Annotated in this window: 18 protein-coding genes; 6 read left to right on the top strand and 12 right to left on the bottom strand. The window is 42.5% G+C overall.

What is annotated here, in order from left to right; genetic code table 11:
- The coding region (locus tag F9K33_10640) for a ribosome biogenesis GTPase Der (protein ID KAB2879030.1) at positions 1-619 on the top strand (619 nt) is incomplete at its 5' end.
- The gene (locus tag F9K33_10645) at positions 619-2,373 is read left to right on the top strand and encodes a hypothetical protein (GenBank protein ID KAB2879031.1); all 1,755 of its coding nucleotides are present in this window, start codon (positions 619-621) and stop codon (positions 2,371-2,373) included. The genes F9K33_10640 and F9K33_10645, both read left to right, overlap by 1 nt.
- Before the next feature lie 3 nt (positions 2,374-2,376).
- Here the strand turns inward: F9K33_10645 and pyk are convergent, their stop codons facing one another.
- The 6 genes from pyk to F9K33_10675 form a co-directional block, all read right to left on the bottom strand.
- On the bottom strand, positions 2,377-3,816 hold the full coding sequence (gene pyk, locus F9K33_10650) for a pyruvate kinase (protein KAB2879032.1): 1,440 nt from the start codon (positions 3,814-3,816) through the stop codon (positions 2,377-2,379).
- A gap of 30 nt (positions 3,817-3,846) precedes the next feature.
- Positions 3,847-4,362, bottom strand: a complete 516-nt coding sequence (locus tag F9K33_10655) for a tetratricopeptide repeat protein (GenBank protein KAB2879033.1) — start codon at positions 4,360-4,362, stop codon at positions 3,847-3,849.
- Between the two features lie 156 nt (positions 4,363-4,518).
- On the bottom strand, positions 4,519-5,259 hold the full coding sequence (locus F9K33_10660) for a hypothetical protein (protein KAB2879034.1): 741 nt from the start codon (positions 5,257-5,259) through the stop codon (positions 4,519-4,521).
- 28 nt (positions 5,260-5,287) lie between these two features.
- The gene (locus F9K33_10665) at positions 5,288-6,511 is read right to left on the bottom strand and encodes a hypothetical protein (GenBank protein ID KAB2879035.1); all 1,224 of its coding nucleotides are present in this window, start codon (positions 6,509-6,511) and stop codon (positions 5,288-5,290) included.
- A 31-nt stretch (positions 6,512-6,542) separates the two neighbouring features.
- Positions 6,543-7,322 (bottom strand): c-type cytochrome, encoded by a 780-nt coding sequence (locus F9K33_10670; protein ID KAB2879036.1) that lies wholly within the window; start codon positions 7,320-7,322, stop codon positions 6,543-6,545.
- Positions 7,323-7,335: 13 nt separating this feature from the next.
- Positions 7,336-8,094: a c-type cytochrome gene (locus F9K33_10675; protein KAB2879037.1), complete on the bottom strand. Its 759-nt coding sequence runs from the start codon at positions 8,092-8,094 to the stop codon at positions 7,336-7,338.
- A gap of 247 nt (positions 8,095-8,341) precedes the next feature.
- On the opposite strand from F9K33_10675, the gene F9K33_10680 reads away from it, so the two are divergent.
- Positions 8,342-8,854: a rhodanese-like domain-containing protein gene (locus F9K33_10680; protein ID KAB2879038.1), complete on the top strand. Its 513-nt coding sequence runs from the start codon at positions 8,342-8,344 to the stop codon at positions 8,852-8,854.
- Between the two features lie 52 nt (positions 8,855-8,906).
- Here F9K33_10680 and F9K33_10685 read toward each other — a convergent pair whose 3' ends face one another.
- The 3 genes from F9K33_10685 to F9K33_10695 all read right to left on the bottom strand — a co-directional run bounded on the left by F9K33_10685 (position 8,907) and on the right by F9K33_10695 (position 10,864).
- On the bottom strand, positions 8,907-9,356 hold the full coding sequence (locus F9K33_10685) for a hypothetical protein (protein ID KAB2879039.1): 450 nt from the start codon (positions 9,354-9,356) through the stop codon (positions 8,907-8,909).
- Between the two features lie 142 nt (positions 9,357-9,498).
- Positions 9,499-10,356, bottom strand: a complete 858-nt coding sequence (locus F9K33_10690; protein KAB2879040.1) for a 3-hydroxybutyryl-CoA dehydrogenase — start codon at positions 10,354-10,356, stop codon at positions 9,499-9,501.
- Positions 10,357-10,492: 136 nt separating this feature from the next.
- Positions 10,493-10,864, bottom strand: a complete 372-nt coding sequence (locus F9K33_10695; protein KAB2879041.1) for a response regulator — start codon at positions 10,862-10,864, stop codon at positions 10,493-10,495.
- A gap of 488 nt (positions 10,865-11,352) precedes the next feature.
- Between F9K33_10695 and F9K33_10700 the strand changes: the two genes are divergently transcribed.
- The 3 genes from F9K33_10700 to F9K33_10710 are packed head-to-tail and all read left to right on the top strand — an operon-like array spanning position 11,353 to position 14,088.
- A complete protein-coding gene (locus tag F9K33_10700) occupies positions 11,353-12,636 on the top strand; it encodes a nodulation protein NfeD (protein KAB2879042.1) in 1,284 nt (427 codons plus the stop codon).
- Between the two features lie 51 nt (positions 12,637-12,687).
- Positions 12,688-13,440, top strand: coding sequence for a slipin family protein (locus tag F9K33_10705; protein KAB2879043.1), 753 nt, complete (start codon positions 12,688-12,690; stop codon positions 13,438-13,440).
- Between the two features lie 12 nt (positions 13,441-13,452).
- Positions 13,453-14,088, top strand: coding sequence for a class I SAM-dependent methyltransferase (locus tag F9K33_10710; protein ID KAB2879044.1), 636 nt, complete (start codon positions 13,453-13,455; stop codon positions 14,086-14,088).
- A gap of 7 nt (positions 14,089-14,095) precedes the next feature.
- Here the strand turns inward: F9K33_10710 and F9K33_10715 are convergent, their stop codons facing one another.
- Genes F9K33_10715 through F9K33_10725 form a run of 3 tightly spaced genes read right to left on the bottom strand, consistent with a single transcriptional unit; the run spans position 14,096 to position 21,389 of the window.
- Positions 14,096-14,473, bottom strand: a complete 378-nt coding sequence (locus tag F9K33_10715; GenBank protein KAB2879045.1) for a response regulator — start codon at positions 14,471-14,473, stop codon at positions 14,096-14,098.
- Positions 14,474-14,485: 12 nt separating this feature from the next.
- Positions 14,486-18,574 (bottom strand): response regulator, encoded by a 4,089-nt coding sequence (locus tag F9K33_10720; GenBank protein KAB2879046.1) that lies wholly within the window; start codon positions 18,572-18,574, stop codon positions 14,486-14,488.
- A gap of 1 nt (position 18,575) precedes the next feature.
- Complete coding sequence (locus F9K33_10725) at positions 18,576-21,389, bottom strand: response regulator (protein ID KAB2879047.1); 2,814 nt, start codon at positions 21,387-21,389, stop codon at positions 18,576-18,578.
- Positions 21,390-21,429: the final 40 nt, after the last annotated feature.

Here is a 21,429-nt window from a genome sequence, read left to right on the forward strand (position 1 = left end):
AAAAGCAAAAGTCAAAGAGAATCTCGAATTTTATAGTACACTACGCACCATCAAGTCGATACAGGAATGCGACGTTGCCGTACTATTGATCGATTCTATTGAAGGTTTAGCCATGCAGGATATCCATGTGCTCGAAGAAGCGCGGCAATTAAAGAAGGGACTTGTGATCGCGATCAATAAATGGGACCTCGTGGACAAGTCAAGCACGACATACCTTGATTTTGAAAAATATCTCACCCGCTCGCTTGGATCGACCGGTTACGTGCCTTACATTTTTATTTCGGCTACCGGTAAACAGCGTGTCGTCAAGGTTTTGGAGTTGGCCCACAAGGTGTTTGAAGAGCGAAACCGGACCATTTCCACGTCGGCTTTGAATGCTTTCCTGGAAAAAGCAATTGAGAAGAATCATCCGCCTGCTGTGCAGGGAAAAGATCTCAGAATCAATTATGTCACTCAGGTTAAATCCCGACCGCCTGTATTCGCTTTCTTTTCAAATGCGCCGGAACTCATACCGGCTAATTATCGGCAGTATCTGGAAAAACAAATGCGGGAACAATTCGGATTTGAAGGCGTTCCCCTCTCACTCACTTTTCGCAAAAAAAGTAAGGATCGACATTAATGAGATTTTTGATTGCAATCGTAGTTCTATTTCTGCTATTGGCCAACCCGGTTTTTGCGCAGAAAGATGAAGCCCGAAACTCGTTACACATGATTAACGAAGCGCTCGAAACCGGATCAATTAGTGCAGACGAGGCGATGGATCTGAAAATAAAAATATTGAGGGGTGAGGCGCTTCCGGAGACCTTTCGTTCCGTTATTCCTATTAAATGCGCTTTCGGTATATCAGCTGAAGTGCAGGGTTACTTAAAGACCCGCCCGGAAAAGAGAATCCGCTTAGAAAAACAAGCGATGCAAGCAGTTTATGAGCACGATTTCACAAACAAAAATGCTCAGACGAAAACTTTTCGTATAAATTATGACGTTACAGGTCCTGACGCTGTTCCCCCGGAAAATCTTAATGCGAATAGCCTGCCGGATTGGATCGAGGAAACGGCCATCGCGCTGGAACATTCCTATCGACTGGAAGTTGACACCATGGGTTACCGAGAACCTCTTTCTTTTTCGTCCTTCGGATATTACGAAGTATTTATTCTGGATTTAAACGACACCTATGGATACACGGAAACCGTTACTCAAATTTCTACAACTCCCGACACGTACACTTCAGCTATTTATCTGGAAAATGATTACGTCGAAGGATTTGCCACGCACGGCTATGATGCTTTACGAGTAACGGTCGGCCATGAATTTTTTCATGCTATTCAATTCAGTTATAATTTCCGATTCTCCGACGCCTGGTATTACGAACTTTCATCGACATGGATGGAAGACGTGACCTATGACTATGTAAATGATTATTATGCTTACCTTCCCGGATATTTCAACAGTCCCCATATTTCACTTGACGCAACGGACGGATATTCGGCAGCGCACTGGAATCACATGATCGAAAAAAAATACGGACGAGGTGTCATTAAGAAATCATGGGAATTTATGCCTACGCGAAATGCCATTACGTCCATCGACGATGCGATCAAAGACAACTCCAGTTCAAACTTAACCAAAAACTTCTCTGAATTTACCGTTTGGAATTATTACACCGCCGGACGAGCAGACAGTATCAATTATTTTCCTGAAGCCGTAAACTATCCCAAGATAAAACTTTTAGCCAATCGCCTGATACTAGATACACTAATCCAACGCAGTGTGCCGACGCTGGCCGCAAACTATTACAGCTTCTATGTTTTGGATACAACCCATTGCGAAATTAAGTTTAACGGCGCTCAGTCAAACAATTATTTCGATGTTTATACGATTGAATATAACAAAGCTTCGGGAAAGAACTTTTTCATTAACCACAGCAGTTCATCCGTAATTGCTATTAATAATATTCTGCCGGGAGATACGCTGTTATGCCTGGTAATAAATAAAGTAATCGACAAAAATCTTAACAATAATTACAATTACAATTTGAGCTTGTCCATTAAGCAAACTGCAATCACTCCTGATCCGCTTACTAATTTCCATTTTTATCCGAGTCCATTCGTTCTTAAATCCGGTAGCGATAAAATGAATTTTAAGTTCGTATTGGGCAAAACCTCAAAGATCGAATTCAAGGTATATACGATCTCGGGCAAACTCTTACGAAAGATCAATTATGGAGAATTCGTGGAAGGCCCGTATGACGGAAACAGCGGATTATATTGGGACGGCAGAGATACAGACGGGCATTTGGTTCCAAGCGGTGTATATATTTACCAATTTACGGGAAACGGTTTCAAGAAAACCGGTAAGATCGCGGTTGTAAGGTAAACCTTAAGCCATTTCCTCTACACGCATGCTGTTGGTAGGGCCGCGAGACCCAAATGGAAGGCCGGCGGTAATGACGAATCTATTTCCTTTTTTTAGAAATCCGGATTCGAGAAGAGCTTTCTTAACTTCATTGACGCTGTCATCAATATTGTTTTTCAGATCGGGAAGAATCAACCCCTGAACGCCCCACACCAGATTCAACTGCCTCAAAACTCTTTCACTGTGCGTGACCGCAATAATGGGTATTTTCGGACGATATTTGGCGATGAGCCGTGACATCGCTCCTGTGAGCGTGATACTGACGATTGCATTTACATTCAATATCTCGGCAAGATTACAGGAAACGCCCGCAATACCGTCCTGTAATAGCATTTGTTCGCTCGTAAGACGGCGGCGGCGGACATAATCCACCGGCGTTTCTTTTTCCATCAATTTTATGATGCGTTTCATCACAGTTATCGTTTCTATCGGATAATTTCCGGAAGCAGTTTCCGCAGATAACATAACCGCGTCGGTTCCATCGAGAATCGCATTTGCGACATCGGAGGCCTCTGCTCGCGTCGGACGCGGATTTTGCACCATCGAATCAAGCATCTGTGTTGCGGTGATGACCGGCACGCCGGCTTTATTACACAAGCCGATCAGACGTTTTTGAATTGGCGGAACTTCTTCCGTTTTCATTTCCACACCAAGATCGCCCCGCGCAACCATGATGCCATCGCTTATTGCAATGATGCGGTCAATACATTTTAGCGCCTCTGGCTTCTCGATCTTTGCAATAACCGGAGTATCTTTTTGATTGGATCGAATGATTTCCTTAACGTGCAGAATGTCTTCCGGTTTACGAACAAAAGAAAGCGCTACATAATCCACTTCGTTTTGCAGGCCAAACAGTAAATCTTCCGTATCTTTCTCAGTCAAAGATGGTGCGCTAACATGGACTCCGGGTAAATTGATACCCTTATTATTCTTTATTTTACCGCCGTTAACAACTTCGCATACGACGTCTTCACTTGTTTTCTTGACCACCACGACTTTCAACAGGCCGTCATCAATCAGCAATTCGTCCCCAATCTTAACGTCATGAGACAGAGCGTGGTACGTTGTTGACACGATTTGCTCGTTGCCTTCCACTTCACGGCTTGTGATAGTAAATGTTTTTCCATCAATCAAATCGACTGAGCCGTCCTTAAAAGTACCGACACGAATCTTTGGGCCTTGCAGATCCTGTAAAATGGCGACGTGCCTGCCTGATTTTTTTGCGGCTTCACGTATATTACTTATAACTATTTGGTGAGCGTCGTGGGTTCCGTGAGAGAAATTGAGCCGGGCAATGTCCATGCCTGCTGCGATCATCTTTAATATAGTTTCATAATTACTGGATGCAGGGCCTATCGTGCAGATTATTTTAGCGCGGGTTTCAAAAAAACTACTTTTTGACAAAATAAAAAATTCTTTCTATTTGGGTTGAACTTACTTTAGAGGGATGCTCTTGTTTTTTTCCAGAATCATCTTTTCTAGATCTTCATCGCTTACGCCGAGAAGATCCAGCGCGCCTTTTACTCCGGGAACCAACTCATGACTCGGATATTTTTCCAGGAACTGCTCATAAGCCTGACGCGCTTTTTCTATATCTTTAATCTCATTTTCATAAGTGACCGCAATAATGATAAGGCTTTTTGCTGTCAGCGGATAATCCGGATACGCATCGATTATTCTCTGATGGATATCAATTGCTTTGGTAAAATCCCTTAGATCGGCTCCGTAAATGTCAGCCATTCCCGTCAGAGATTTAATTACGTTCAGAGTATCCGTTGGAAATTTTTCCGCAATTTCGCCTAGCTTTTTAACGGCTTCGGTCAATTTTCCTTTTACGCGAAGACTATCCGACTGCGCGAAGTACTCGTCCACTGTTTCTTTTTTACCGCAACCGGCCCCGCACATAATGAGAAACGATAAAACAAATAAATGAATCCATTGCTTTCTCATGAAAAAACCTCTTTAAAAATAATGTTAGTTCATATTTTTTTCGGTGGTCAATTTACAAATTAAAAATTCGCCATGCAAGATTTTATGCATGCACTAATAAAAAAGTCCCGTAATGGCTTACGGGACTTAAACTAAATAATAATTGAACATAAATTGTTAAAATGAAAAATCAAGATTAACGTGTTCTCCGCTCCCAACTGTTATTTTTTGAATTTTGTTTCCGCCGTTTTCCTGCCACGCCGCAACTTCATAATTGCCCGGAGGAACGCCGCTGATAGTATAACTGCCGTCAATACCGACGGCGGTAAAATACGGATTTTGCAGTACCAGAATAACTCCGCCCATCTGGGAATGAATGTCGCAGAAAACCTTGACAGTACCTAATGTGTTAAATGTCACCGATTTAGATTTTCCTTTGGAATACCGGCCAAGATCAAAAGTTTTAGTTTCAGAAAGCGAAAAGATGTTGTGATAAATTTCATCTTCGTTTGGAAAATCAACGGTCGTACCAAGTAAAACAGGTAAGACATGCGGCACAATGGCTATGTTTTTCTGGCGCATCACCGGCCTGCTTTGCGGTAGAGGATATTTGCCGGGCGCTTTCACGATAAAGACAATGGCTTTCTTATCAACACTGCCGCTCTTACTCAGCCGCGATGTACTTTTTCCGTATAATCCCTTGGTTGACCTGGCTGCAGTTCCTCCGGATTTGCTCACAAACACTTTCCCGGTGATTTTCCCTTCCGCCGGTAAAGCCGGCAGGTTTTCAATTGATTCCGATTCAGCGTATTTAATCAATCCTGAATCCGACATCTTTTGGAAGAACTTGACATCCTCGCCCAAAAGCGTAAATATAAGCGCCGTTGCAAAACTAACTAACATAATTACAATTTTCATGATTTTATTCCTCCGAAATCTCAATCAGTTAAAATGGAACAGACAATTGTGCCGCTGTGAACCGGATGCTCTTAATAGTCGACTTTTTATCAAAAACAGTCCATTGCTCGACCAACTTAAGCGTTGCGTCAGCAGTAATTCTAAATCCCAACCCGGCTTCATATCGTTTCACGTCATAATCCCAACTTTCATTGGCGGCCGTCGCAGGATTTTTGATCTTGCTGAAATTCATCATGTCATACCGCGCTGCGACGTAGAGCTTGGGATGCAGCTTATATTTGGCATCTACATACCAACTCCAATTAGATAATTCTCCTTCATCCACCGACGCGTCCCAGGTGCTTTTAACAAATTCACTGAAAACGATCAGGTATCTGTAGCTTGCCTCTAAGTCCACCCCATAAGCCCTTTGCCGATATTCTCCCTTTCCTTTCCCCTCTTCCAGCAGCCTTTGAGGATCGGCACTTGACAAATAAGGATTGCTTGCGCCTGAAAAACCAAATTTTAATCCCGCAGCAGGTGCAAAACCTAAACGACCTAAAAATTGCTTTCCTTTGTTTTGATTCGCATCAGGATTTGAAATGGACCCTTCAGTAACGGCTATTTGGTACTCCACAAAGGAAATATTTCCAAATAACTCTACTCCAAAATCCCAACGTGCGTCGTAAACAGTTGGCGTTGCCCCGGCTAATACATTAACGGGTAGGTTCCCTTTATGAGCTTTTCTTCTGTTCTTTAAAATAAGTTGTTCCTGATTATTCCACAGATTATTCCAATCCAGGCTGGTTCGATATTGCCGCATGAGCGGTTGACCTATCAGAGGGTTGACATCTGAAAATTCACGTTTACCAAAATTTCCGAAAAGATTGGGAATTTTCCCAATCATAAAATTGATTTTTTCGTTGGGAACATCGAAGATGGTAATAAAGGCGCCCTGAAGCCGGACTTTTTCTGCCGAAGCATCATCAAATAGAACTTCTACATCCGCCCGTAATTTTTCTTTATGCTGAAAGCGGAAATTTAAGAGTGCGCGGATATTATTAAAATTATTATCATTCAGCGTATTGGCGTTGAGATGTGGTTTATTCCCGAAAGTAGTAACGGCATCGACAATACCGCCAATGCCGGTAGTGTTTTCCGAAGTCTCCGTCATTTCGCCAAACTCATCCGGCAGAGACTCATCCTGAGCCCACACACTTTCGCATGCGGCTAAAGCTAAGATCAGAAGAAGGGTTGTCAATGTCTTTTTCATAGTACAAATCCTGATGTATGGCACGTTAATACTATAACGTTTTTAAATATTCGATTAAATCGGTTTTTTCCTGTTCAGTTAAACTAATATCGTAAATGCCCAATGTATTCCATCCCCATGTTGTCATTTGTACCGTCTGAACCGAATCTGCGTAATGATTAACTACATTCCACAAAGTGGCCGCAGAATGGTCTCTGAAATACGGCGCCGTAGCAAATACCCAGCGAAGTGATGGCACGTCAACTTGCGGATTTAATTTTTTTATTTGAATTTTAAACTTTCCTGTAAGCGCTTCCCCTGAATGGCACACGTTGCATTTTCCCTGCCCTTCAAAAACCGTCTTTCCTTTTTGTTGTTGTGTTGTCAGCGAGCCGTCGGAATTTCTCCATGGATTCGCCGGAACCGCCAGCGATAATTGATAGGCGGTTAGGGCGTCCAGTTCTTCCTCTGTCGCCGATCCGTGCAGAACGCTGTCTATGACCACGCGTGTAACTGTTTTAATTTCACTCCCACCCTCACCGAACCACAAATACGGGGGCGTATCAACAACTCCAAACAACGTCGGTGTTGCAATGGAGTCTGTAGAAATTGGCGGTAATAACCACTTCTTGTGGTCCATGTCGCCGCTAGGATGGCACGTTGCACAGCTATACGTTTGACCGGCAATATTGTCAAATTTAGTATCATTGAAAAGTTGCCGGCCTAATGTAATCTGAGGATCTTCACTTATTTTTTCTTTGTCACATGCCATTAGACTTAATAAAGCGACGAAAACGCATCCATTCAAAAAACTGTAGAAAATCTGTTTCATAATATTATTAGAATTAAAAGGTTTTCAAATATTCGATCAGATCGTCAATTTCTTGATCAGTTAAATTAATTATAAAATCATGATCCTGTAACTTATGTTCCGGATCTGCAATGTAAAAATCAATCACGTCGCGAAGCGTTTTAGCTCGGCCATCATGAAAAAAATCCGATTTCGAATACATAGCGATCAGACTTGGTGTTTTGAAAAAACCGCCGGTACCGATATCTTTAACAAAACCGTTAGTACCGGTTGGAGCGGGATGGCACGGAGAACAGAAGCCCTTTGTTTCATAAATTTTTTTTCCTCTTTTTTGTTCCATGGTCAGATCGCCGTCGCTCTGAATCCATGGATTTGATGGAGCAATTAAAGATTTCTGATATGCCACCAAAGCTTCGAGTTCCTCATGGGTCGCCAGACCGCCCATGATCGTATCTGTGTAAAGTTTGGTAATTTCGTAAAGGCCTGTAGTTCTTCCCGACCATAAATAGGGCGGGCCGGTTTGTGCAACGCCCCATAACGTCAGGGTTTTTAACGAATCGGGTTTGCCGTTGGATGAGTCGTGAATTGAAGGGAAATGCCATTTTCGATTATCTGTATGGCCGTCAGGATGGCAAGTTGCGCAACTCTGCTCACCAGAAGAGGAGAACCGCTTATCATGAAATAATTCTCGACCGAGTGCGATCTGGGCGTCTTCGCTGATCTTCTCCTTATCACACGCGGAAAAAATTGCGGAAATTAAAAACAAGGATACGCAAAATACTATTTTTTGCATAAGAAATTAGTGACGAAATGTAACAAGTTTGAATCAAGATATAACGACGACATGTAAGAATATATTCCTTTTTAAATTACATGAATCGTCGAAGGAACTCAAGCACAAAAGATTTACAGATCGGACACGGGCTTCACTAAGTGACGAAATTCACTTGAGATTTACTTGTATTTTGAACCTGCGCTCATTAACATGTAAATAATTTTGGCACATGTACCGATTTTTCTAATTATTTCAAATCATTAAAATGAAATCCTTACTCAAATCATTGATCATTGCATTTTTCCTCAGCGTCACGCTTCATGCCCAAGATACCGGATATCATGTTTTCCTTAAAGCGTTGTATGAAAAATTCAATGTCGATCATATTTCAGCTGATTCGCTATCCAAGCTACTGACATTCGATTCCGTCGTTGTTCTTGACACACGCTCAGAGAACGAATATTTGGTTAGTCACATTCATAACGCCCGTTGGATAGATTTTGACACGTTTGATTTCGCCAAGATGCATGATATTTCCAAGTCATCTCGTATAATTACGTATTGCTCGGTCGGCTATCGAAGTTCCGTCATTGCAGAACGACTAACATCGTTGGGATACCTAAACGTGCAAAACCTTTTTGGCGGAATATTTGAATGGGTTAATCAGGAATACCCGGTCTTTCGTGAAGGAACTGAAACGACAGATATCCATCCGTATAACAACTTCTGGGGAAAATGGCTACGGCACGGAAATAAAGTTTCCAAACCACGGAAATAAAAAAGCCCCTAAAAGGGACTTTTTTATTTCACGTTTTTTTACGTTTTTTTCATTAATTTGCCGCGGTGCTCGTGCTGCTCGAAACGCTAAATGGAACGCCTAATCTCTGCAGGAAGTCAACACCCTGCCCTATTCGAATTTTTTCACCGTCATAGTTGATACTTTGTGCGTTGACGTAAGTCGTTATAAAGAAAATGCAGCGCGTGGACCACCAGTTATTTCCATCAATGTAGATATCCGCAACGTCATCGCCTTGTTCCGATCGCTTATAACTCCATCGAACCACTTTGCCAAACATATCGACGTCACTTTTATCGTTCTTCTTGAAGACAATCCGGATGGGAACCGTTCCGCTTATTTCTCCTTCTTTAGAGAATCCACCGGTGCCAACCGGAGTACATTTAATTTCAATCCGCTCATTGCCTGCTGTGATCGTATGTTTCTCCTGCGCAAACAGATGAGAACTCAAAAGAATGAATATAACCACCACGAAGCTTTTCACGGGATACCTCCTGAAAAATAAATGTTAGGAACACACCTTAATTATTAGTTTCAAAATACACATAAATCGTCTGAAATTCTACAAAAATTTTCAAGTTTTTTGTCAAACTAATTTATGGTTTACCAAATTCAGTTTCCGTGCACTATTTTTTGGAGTATTCATAAAAACCGCGGCCGCTCTTGAACCCGAGGTATCCGGCATTTACCATTTTCTTTAGCAGCGGGCATGGGCGATACTTATCATCGCCAAGACCTTCGTGCATCACATTCATGATGAATAGGCACACGTCCAAACCGATAAAATCAGCTAGCTGGAGCGGCCCCATCGGATGATTCATCCCCAATTTCATAACTGAATCAATCGACTCTTTAGTAGCGACACCTTCCATCAAACAAAAAATGGCTTCATTTATCATCGGCATGAGTACACGATTTGAAATAAAGCCAGGATAATCATTGACTTCTACCGGAGTTTTTTCAAGTTTTTCAGTCAATGATTTTACCGCAGCATAAGTCTCGTCACTAGTTGCCAGTCCACGAATAATCTCCACCAATTTCATCACTGGCACCGGGTTCATAAAATGCATGCCGATTATCCTGTCGGCACGTTTAGTAACCCCGGCAATTTGCGTAATAGATATGGAAGACGTATTGGTAGCCAATATCACCTCCGGCCTGCAAGCCGAGTCCAGAGTCTTGAACAACTGTGTTTTAATTTCAAAATTCTCGGTTGCAGCTTCGATGACCAGATCGCTGGAGCCTGCGTCCTTGATCTCCGTAGAAAGTCCAATCCGTGAAAGCGCTGCCTGCTTTAAATCCTCCGTTAAAGTCCCTTTAGTAACCTGCCTGGTAAGGTTCTTCTCAATAGTTGCTTTGGCTTTGTCCAGGAAAACCTGACTGATATCGATAAGTTTCACTTGGTACCCGTATTGGGCAAAGACATGGGCGATACCATTTCCCATGGTTCCGGCGCCGATGACGGCTACTTGTTTAATTTCCATTTGACTTCTCCGATTTATTTTCTGTCATCTGTATTTAGAATTGCGTGGCAATGTACTTTTTTTGAATTTGAATAACAATAAAAAAAGCCTGTGCATATTAGCACAGGCTTCGTTTAAAGGACATAAACACGGTCAACTAGACCGTGGCCATCTGACTCTTGTCAAGGACCTTGTGAATTTCCGTCTTCAGTTCAGTCATGTCGGACGATTTGACTACATACGCTTCGGCCGCCCAACTCATGAAATCATTCTTGTAGTGTGAATAAGCAGAATTAATTATCACAGGAATATCCATACGATGATCCAGCATTTTTGTAAGAAATTCCATACCGTCACCTTCGGGCATCATGATATCCAACACGATCAGATCCGGCTGATCCTCTCTCAGTTTCGATATCGCTTCCCGGCCATTGGATAAACAGGTCACATCATGACCCATACCTTCCAATTCAGTACGATACAAAAGTCTTAAGCTTGGCTCATCTTCTATAACATAGATTTTAGCCATCTCAGACTCCTTCCTTCTTTGTAAACAAAATATAAATAACGGTCGTGACTGCGCAGAATTGAACAAGAGTAGAAGAACCTTATATTTTAACTGCACCAGATCATATAAAGTTCCAATTATATAGACTTCATAACAACTTTTTCACCTAAATGATTCAAAAACCATGATAGTCTCACGTGATGAAACCAACATCGCTTATTATTTCAACATACCGTGACCTGATCAAAGTCATAGTTTTTTATTTCCAAAAAACTTACATTTCTAATGGGCAGAATAACCTTCACTTGAATCTGCACTTGAATGTTCTGGTATAACAGTTTAGATTACTATGCATATCCGGTTCGATAATATTTATGAACGAAAACCGTGATGCCCATGTATGTTAGAGAAAGTCCTGTGTTTTTTCTTCATTCTCAATCTCAGGTGCAAATTAAATATCCAACCTGTAAACAAGATACTATTATCATAAAACGAATCTGCATAACATTATGAAAACACTCGTCACTTTATTCATCCTGCTTCTTGCGCAACCTTCTCTTGGGCAGAATAAAATATATCGCATGTCGATCGACGGCGTTATCAATCCGGCATCGGCTGAATTTATTAATAAAACGATCGCAAAAGCCAATGAGGACCGTGCCATGTGTTTGGTTATTGAATTAGACACACCGGGCGGACTAATGAAATCGATGAATCTTATCGTAAAAGATATTCTTGCATCTGAAGTGCCCGTGATCGTTTATGTGTCACCGGGAGGTTCTCATTGCGCATCGGCAGGCGTTTTCATTATGATGGCGGCTCATATATCCGCCATGGCTCCAGGAACTAATATCGGAGCGGCCCACCCGGTCAATCTCGGCGAAGGTAAGACAGACAGTTTATCTCAGGTGATGATGGAAAAAGTGACCAACGACGCTGTGTCCTATATTCGCAGTATCGCAGAAAAGAATAAACGTAATCCGGACTGGGCTGAAGAGGCCGTTCGTAAAAGTGTGTCTATCACGGAAACACAGGCCCTGGAAATAAACGTGATCGATATGGTGGCGAAATCATTCGACAGCCTGCTCGTCCAAATTGATTCTATGATAGTAGAAACGGTCGTGGGGAAAAAGACGATAGTTACTAACGGCGCTCAAATCGAAAAGATAGAACGTAGCTGGCGATTTGGACTTCTCGATATATTAACCGACCCTAATATCGCATATATCCTGATGATGCTGGGCATGTATGGCCTTTTCTTTGAGTTTTATAATCCCGGATCAATTTTTCCGGGCGTGGTTGGAGGCATTTGCATCATTCTTGCGTTTTATTCCTTTCAGACATTACCTATCAATTATGCAGGTTTGGCGTTGATCCTGTTTGGCCTCATCCTATTTTTACTTGAAATCAAAGTCACGAGTTATGGCGCTTTGTCTATAGGCGGCGTCATTTCGCTTTTTCTAGGCTCCATAATGCTAATTGATTCTCCAGAAGATATGGTTCGAATTTCCTGGGGCGTGATTATTCCCGTCGTTCTGATCACTTTGTTGTTTTTTCTGTTCGTAGTAGGTTTTGGAATCAAGGCGCAAGGCCGCAGAGTCACTACCGGCATGGAAGGCATGATCGGCGAAACTGGAATCGTCATTGATGGAATTATTGCCGGCAAAACAGGAAAAATTCGTGTACATGGAGAGATATGGAATGCAGAAAGCGATCAAGTAATCGAGACGGAAACCCGCGTTAAAGTGGTAGGCATTGATAACCTGACCCTAAAAGTGGTTAAATTGTTCTAAATTAGTTATATTGTTTTACGAAGAATGGTGAAATAAACATAAGGAGCCGTTATGAATTTTCAATTTATATTCCCCTTCCTGGTATTTATTGCTATTTTCTTTTTAGCGAGCGCCATAAAAGTATTGCGCGAATATGAGCGTGGCGTGGTTTTCCGCCTAGGACGATTGATTGGCCTCAAAGGACCGGGTCTGATCATACTTATTCCCATCGTTGATAAAATGGTTAAGGTCAGCTTGCGTACCGTCGTCATGGACGTGCCCCCGCAGGACGTCATTACGCGGGATAACGTTTCCGTTCAGGTCAACGCCGTTATCTATTTTCGTGTTGTCGCTGCGGATAAAGCCATCGTCGATGTCGAAAATTATCTTACGGCAACTTCGCAATTGTCGCAGACCACGCTGCGGAGCGTCTTGGGAGAATGCGAGCTTGACGATCTTTTAGCGGAGCGCGAAAAGATCAATAAACAACTTCAGCAGATCATTGATAACCAGACGGAACCTTGGGGGATTAAAGTGTCGGCAGTAGAGGTTAAACATATCGATTTACCCCAGGAAATGAAACGCGCGATGGCAAAGCAGGCTGAAGCGGAACGCGAGCGACGCGCTAAAGTTATCGCGGCAGACGGTGAATATCAGGCGGCTACTAAGTTATTTGAAGCCTCGGAAATTATCAGTAAATCCCCCGCGGCATTACAACTTCGTTATTTGCAAACGCTGTCTGAAATAGCAACTGAAAACAATTCCACGACGATCTTCCCTATTCCGATCGACTTTATTAAAGCATTTATGCCGAAGGAAAAATAAATACTTGAGTATATGTCTATGTTGAACCCATGGACAGAGATCCCGATCGAAGACTATGAAAAGCATATGTCAGATCGCAACGTTTATCAGTTACAGACGTTGAGCGCTATTCTTAAATCCAAACTAAACAAATACAAACCCTCTTCTCTTGCAGTGTTAGGCGTAGGTTCTGGTAACGGATTGGAACACGTCGATCAACGTGCAACGCCTGAAATCTACGGAATTGACATTAATGAATCTTACTTAAGGATATGTGAGAACAGGTATCAAAAGGTTTTGCCTGGCTTGCATTTGCACAGATGTGACATCCAGAATGATGAGATTCCAATTCCAAGAGTTCAAATGATAGCCTGTAATTTGATATTTGAATATGTCCATGCGGGGATTGTGATTGACAAGATTTGTAAGAAGGTAACGGCCGAAGGGGTGATCACTGTTGTAATTCAGAATAGCAACGGCATAAGCAGTATAAGCAAAACGGGTATCCAAAGCCTAAACAGCCTAGCTTCCATATTCAAAGAAGTATTAATTGATGATCTGATTTCTAAGTTTGACCGTGTTGGCTTTCAAAAAGCTGAACAAGAAGCAATGGAATTACCCAATGGAAAAAATTTTACAATCGCTGACTTTAAAAACATTGTTTTCTGAGATCGAGTTATTTTTTTTCAAATAAAAATGATTTTACCAAACCTCTGAATTGACTGGTGTCAAGGGGCTTGCTCACGTAAGCGTTACATCCCGCATTGAGCACGCGTTCCTCGTCCCCTTTCATCGCATGCGCGGTGAGGCCGATGATCGGGATGTGTTTAACTGATTCCGTGTTTTTCAGAGTTCGTGCAACCTCATATCCATCCATTTTCGGAAGTTGAATATCTAATATGATCAGATCCGGTTTTAGTTCTTCCGCAAGATCGATCGCGTCCTCACCGTTACTTGCTTCAATGAAGTCGTAGTCCTGATTTTTTAATGTCAGCTTGACAAGCCGCATATTGACCTCGTTGTCTTCCACCAATAGGATCTTTTTTGATTCCATGATTTTTCCCTTCTATCCGATTACACGCTTTATTTCGTACAAAAGATCGTCGGTACTGTATGATGCTTTCTGCATGAGGCAGCGAACTTGTCCGCTGAGAATATCTTTTTCTTTTCTCGTTAGTTCTTTAGCGGTGAGTATGATGATCGGAATTTCCTTCAGATTAGGATCCTGCCGCATCACGTCCACCACTTCGAAGCCGCTCATCTGAGGCATCATCAGATCCAAAATCAACAGATCGGGCTTGCTGTTAGTAATTTTCCGCAGTGCTTCTACGCCATTTTTAGCGCGATCAACGTCAAATCCCTCTTTCTCAAGAAATGTTCCTGTCAAAATTAACGCCTTCTCATCGTCATCTACGACTAATATTTGAGATACATTTTTCTTACGCTTTTTCGACTTTTTTAGCTTGTTAATTTTCTCGATCAGCAAGTCGCGATCAAGCGGCTTAATAAAATAATCATCCGCATGCAGGCTGTATGCCAAGTCTTTATTGTCAGTTACGGAAACGATAAATACTGGAATTCCCCGCGTCACAGGATCGGATTTTAATTCCTGCAATACTTCCCACCCGTCCTTACCCGGCAGCATGATATCCAGCGTAATCGCCAAGGGCCGTACTTTTCTGGTCTCGGCGAGCGCGTCAATACCGTTATTTATGTGAATTGTCCTGTATCCTTCCAATTCCAGAAAGCGTTTGATCAGGTTCGCCGACTGCAAGTCATCTTCGATAATTAATATGATATTACTGTCAAACACATCTCCTTTTTCGATCGTATGTTTAAGAACTGTTTCATCGCCGTTGGGACGTTGTGGAATGATGAAAATGAATTTGCTTCCTTTGTTCAATTCACTTTCAACCCATATTTTCCCGCCGTGCATTTCAATCAGTCTGCGGCACAAAGCAAGGCCAAGGCCCGTTCCCTGATCTTCCCGTGTACTACTCCCGTCGACCTGGCGAAATTCGTCGAAAATTACATCGTGAAATTCCTTCGGAATACCTCGGCCGTTATCCTTTACAGCTAATTGAAAAACCGGTTGCCGGCCGTTATGAAGAATAATGGATTCTATTCCGATCACGGTGCCTGGAGAAGAAAACTTGATCGCGTTACTTAGCAAATTGATAATGACTTGTTTAATTTTATTCGGGTCGGCAAAAATTTTCATTTCTCCATCGACCCGTATTTCCAGCGTCTGGCTCTTCTTATCCAATAACGGCGCGACGGTACGTTTGATTGTGTCGAGTAACTGCGGTACTTCAAAATACTCCTGATTTAATTCCATTTTGCCCGCCTCGATCTTAGACAGGTCTAGAATATCATTAATCAGCTGTAAAAGATGTTTACCGCTGTGGTGAATGTCCTGCAAACTTTGCATTTGATCCGGCGTCACGCTTTCTTTCATTTCATCCTGAAGCAATTCAGAAAAACCGATGATCGCATTCAGCGGTGTGCGAAGTTCGTGACTCATATTGGCGAGAAATTCTGACTTTAGCCTGTCCGTTTCTATGATTTTAGAGTTCATTTCGCGAAGCGATTTCGTGCGTTCCTCCACTTTTATTTCGAGAATTTCATTTTGCTTCTGAACCGCAGTTACCCTGGAGCGGTAATACCCTACGACCGCCCAACCGATCAACAATACAACCGATACCCTGAACCACCAGGTATTCCAAAAAGCAGGAGTGATCACGATCGTAACGGCAGCGCCGGTTTCATTCCATAACCCGTCGTTATTCGTGCCTTTGAATCTAAACGTGTACGTCCCGCCGTCCAGATTGGTATAGTTCGCATAACGGCGTGAACCGGAGTATATCCAGTCATTGTCGAAGCCCTCCATTTTATAAGCGTATTGATTTTTCTCCGGCCTAGTAAAATCAAGAGCGGCAAATTCAAAAGAAAAAACATTTTCCTTATAAGACAATTTAATTTCTTTGATTTCAGAAACGGAGGTCTCCAGTTTTTGAATTCGGTCAAATTTCTTAAATGCAGTCAGAACCATGGGCGGTATATGCGAGTTGTCTTTCACCTCTTCCGGAAGAAATACATTAAAACCATTCACTCCGCCGAAAAACAGTTCACCTTTGCGGTCTTTATAATAAGCGCCGCCGTTAAATTCGTCGCTTTGCAAACCGTCATGCAGATCGTAGTTGCGTATTTCCAGATTGTCTGAAGCAAGGTCGTACCGAATACGGGATAACCCCTTATTAGTGCTGATCCACAGGAAACCCTGATTATCTTCAAGTACAGCATACACGACCTCGTTAGGTAATCCTGCTTCCCGTGAATAATGTGCGAAAGTACCTTTCTCCCGGTCTAATTTATTTAACCCGCCGTTCTGAGTTCCAATCCAAAAATTTCCGCTTTTGTCTTCGCACATACTGAGGATGCCGTTGGAACTGATCGAGTTCGGATCCTTAGTATCGTTTTTATAAACTGTAAATTTCCCTGTTTTACGGTCAAACCTATTAAGACCTCCGCCAAAAGTGCCAACCCATATAATACCGTCGCGATCTTCAAATAATGAATAAATATCGTTACTACTGATGCTATTTGGATTCAATGGATCATTCATATAGGATTCAAATGCTTCAGACACCGGATCAAGCTTGTTAAGCCCACCGGCGCGCGTACCAATCCAAATAATACCGTCCCGACTCTTCAAAAGAACTTTGACGCGGTTATCGCTTAAGCTTTTCTGATTTGCGGGATCCTTGCGGTATCTGGAAAAGATTCCAGTAGTAAGATTCATCTTATTTAGTCCGCCGCCATTGGTTCCGATCCAAAGCGATCCATTATCGTCCTGCAGAATGGACCAAACGCGGTCTTCGCTGATGCTCTGGCTATTCCTCGAATCGTTACGGTAAAATGAAAAGGTGTTGTTTTTCCTGTCGAAACGATTCAATCCCCCGCCATTGGTTCCGATCCAAAGAATGCCGTCATGATCTTCAAAAAAACACCATACTTCGCTCACGTTAAGACTGTTGGGGTTGTATGGCTCCGTTTTAAAATGTCCAAATTTTTTCGGCTTTCGGTCAAACTTACTTAATCCTCCGCCTGTCCCGATCCACAATGTTCCGGATTTGTCTTCGAGGAGACTGTAGACGCGGTTTTCACTAAGACTATTTAGGTTAATCGGATCTTGATGATAACTAACGAACTTATTTCGCGATGGATCACGCGGGTCAAAACAATTAAGCCCTCCGCCGTCCGTGCCTATCCAGAGTATGCCAAGTCGATCTTCAAAGATCGTCTGAACGCGATCAAACGACAAGCTTGCAGGGTTTTTATCGTCATTCTTAAATGAAATAAAACTGCCGGTCTCTTCAGAAAGCAATTTATTAAGCCCGCCCGCTGTACCGACCCAAATGGTCTTATTTTTGTCCTGATATATTGCGTTTACAAAATCATTACTTAAACTATTTGCAAAATTTGCTTGATGTGTATAATGCAGAATAGTTCTGCGATTCCGTTGGTTTGTAAGTTTATACAACCCGGATCCCTGCGTACCAAACCAGATTTGTCCGATCCGGTCCTCAAAGATCGTGGAAACGTAGGCCTGTTCGATGCCGTTCTCCCCTGCCAAACGTTGAAATTTACCCGTTCGGCGGTCAAAAGTACAAGCGCCCATCCCGGTGCCGATCCAAAAAGTTCCGCCCTTATCTTCGTACACCGACCGCACGTCATTACTTATTAGACTGGCCGGGTCGTTTTCATCGTGCATATATGAAACAAATTTTTCTGTAAACCGGTCAAATCTATTTAAACCGCCGCCTTGGGTGCCTATCCATATCGTACCGGACACATCTTCAAATAAGGAAGTAATCCAGTTGCTTGATATCGTGAAAGTGTCCAGAGAACTGCGTTTATACACGATAAAATTATATCCGTCATACCGATTCAATCCGTCTTGTGTGCCAAACCACATGAATCCGCGGCTGTCCTGAATGATGCAATTGATACTACTTTGTGAAAGTCCCTGTTCAATCGTTATTCTTTCAAAGTCGATTTCAAGTTCTTGCGCCGGGCATACCGACCCGAAGCCAAAGCTCGCAATAACCGGTAAAATGGATCGGAGTAACCGTTTTTGGATGGTCAATTTCATATTAGCCCACTACTCTTTTAATTTCATACAGCAGGTCATGAATACTGTACGATGCTTTCTGCATAAATTTCTTAACCTGACCGCTCATGTGTTCACGGTCTTCCGGAGTTAATTCCTTCGCTGTCAGAACAATCACGGGAATATCCTTAAGTTCGTTTTCATTACGCATGATCTCCATCATTTCAAAGCCGCTCATATTCGGCATCAGAAGATCGAGGATGACCAGATCCGGCCTATCCATCCGGATCATATCAAGCGCCTTTCTCCCGTCCCGGGCATTCATCACTATAAATCCCTCTTTCTCCAAAAAAGAGGTTGTCAAGAAAAGAGCATTGTCGTCATCGTCCACGACCATAATGCGGTCGATTTGATTTTTAGCGCCGTTACGTTTCTTTAATGCTCCGATACGGTTCAACATTTGTATTCGATCCAGGGGCTTGACAAAATAATCATCGGCGTGCAGACTATACGCCTTGTCTTTTTTGTCCATAACGGATACAATAAATACGGGAATAGCCTGGGTGACGCTGTCGGACTTCAATTCCTGCAAAACGTCCCAGCCGTCTTTGCCGGGGAGCATGATGTCTAAAGTGATGGCGAGCGGCCTTATTTTTTTTGCTTCGGTCAGAACTTCGTTACCGTTCCGTACATTCACCACGCGATACCCTTCGAGTTCTAAAAATCTTTTCATCAAATTTGCCGATTGAAGGTCGTCTTCGACGACCAGAATGAAATCACTGGAATACGACCCTCCCTGATGAAGATTTCCAATAACTTCTTCCATTTTCAATTGACTCTGCGGAATACGAACTTTGAAAGCGCTCCCTTGTCCGTATGTGCTTTCGACCCAAATCCTGCCGCCGTGCATTTCGACGAGTCTGCGGCAAAGTGCAAGGCCGAGGCCTGTGCCCTGATCTTCACGCGTTGTGCTCCCATCGACCTGACGAAATTCATCAAAAATAATCTTTTGGTCCTCTTCACGTATGCCTCGGCCATGATCGGCCACGACAATCTCAAACGCATTGCCTTTTTTTTCCTCATGATAAGATGACGTCACGCAAATATCGGTTTGACTGGGCGAAAACTTAATGGCATTACTTACCAAGTTCAACATCACCTGCCTTATTTTCTTGGGATCGGCAAATATCACAGGGAAGTCCTTCGGAATTTCGATTTTCAATTTCTGCGCTTTCTTGTCGAGTAAAGGCGTTACCGTTCTTTGAACGGAATATATAAGATCCGTGAATATGAAATTCTCAAGATGCAGTTCCATTTTGCCCGCTTCGATTTTTGAGAGATCCAGAATGTCATTGATCAACTGAAGCAGATGTTTTCCGCTTTGGTGAATATCAATGAGACATTCGCGTTTGTTTTTGACTTCTTCCTCTTGTGTTTCATCAAGCAATAATTCTGAAAAGCCGATGATTGCATTCAGCGGTGTGCGGAGCTCGTGACTCATATTGGCAAGAAATTCAGATTTTAGGCGATCGGCCTCGACAATTTTCATGTTCATTTCACGAAGTTTGAACGTTCGCTGTTCGACTTCCTTTTCCAAAGTCTCATAGAATTTAGCGTTTTCAATTGCCATCGCGGCCTGCGAAGCAAATGACGTAAGAATTTTAAGATCGTTCTCTTTAAAAACATCCGATTCATGTGGATTTTCAAGAGAGATAGTGCCGATCAATTTATCTTTGACCTGCAATACAGCCGTCATCGCCGACCGTATCTTCATCGGTGCAGATTGCTCCTCCTTAAGCCAAAATTTTTTGTATAAGGGCAAACTCAAATCAGAAATGATAAAATTTTTTCTTTGGGATACTGCAACACCCGAAAAGCCTTTACCCACGGGCAAAACGAATCCTTTCAAAACTTCCGGATCGTATCCCCGAAACGCTTTAACTACAAGATTTTTATTTTCTTCATCCAAAAGAAGAACGGTGCCCATTTTTGCTTTTGGAATGGCCGTAATGGCTGAATCAATAACCTTTTGCAGAACCGTCTGCAGATCAAGAGATTGGATTAGATCAAAATTAACCCTATTAAGCATTTCAAGTTCACGGGAATGTTTGCGGACGCTCTCATACAACATGGCGTTCTCGATGGCCAATGAAGCCGGTGAAGCCAAAGACGCCAAAAGTTTGAGATCATGTTCTGTAAAGGCATGAGTGACTGTGCCGTTTTCCAAAGATATCGTTCCGACGAATCTATCTCTTATCTTCAAAACGCTGGTCACTGCGGATTTAATACGCGGTCGATTTGAAGCAAAGGACTTGATCGTTCTCAATCTTGCGTCTTCTTTGTCGAGATCGTGAATAAGAAAATTCTTTCCTTGCGATACGGCCTCGCCCCCATATCCTTCTCCGAGTTTGATATGAAAATTTGCCGGTAGGTCATCATATCCTTTTTGAGCCCTGACCTCTAAATAACGTTTCTCTTCATTCAAAATAAGTACACAGCCTTTTTCAGCCGCCGGTATCGCCTTGATGGCCAGTTCAATTATTTTTTCCAATACCTTTTCCAGTTCGATTTCCCGTATGAGGGTTTCATGAATAGCGTTAAGAAGGTCGAATTGCTGTGATTTCTTTGTGACTTCGTGTTTTTTGATCAGTGATTGCAGGTTAATTATCAGTAAAAAAACACCGGCGGCCACACAAAACATCCATATGCCCAATCTTACGGTCAGCGATTGGAGGTTTAACAAAGCCGGTTCAGGCAATTGAAATGGCAAGAGGAAAACCAACGACGGAACCGCTATGGCCACAATAAGAAAAACGGCGACAACGACCCTGAATTGCCAGTTATCAATCAGCTTCATAAACGATTAGTTGTTGGTACAAATTATCAATAAAAGAAAT

It is taken from the genome of bacterium (assembly GCA_008933615.1).
In the GTDB taxonomy this organism is placed as follows: Bacteria; CLD3; CLD3; order SB21; family SB21; genus SB21.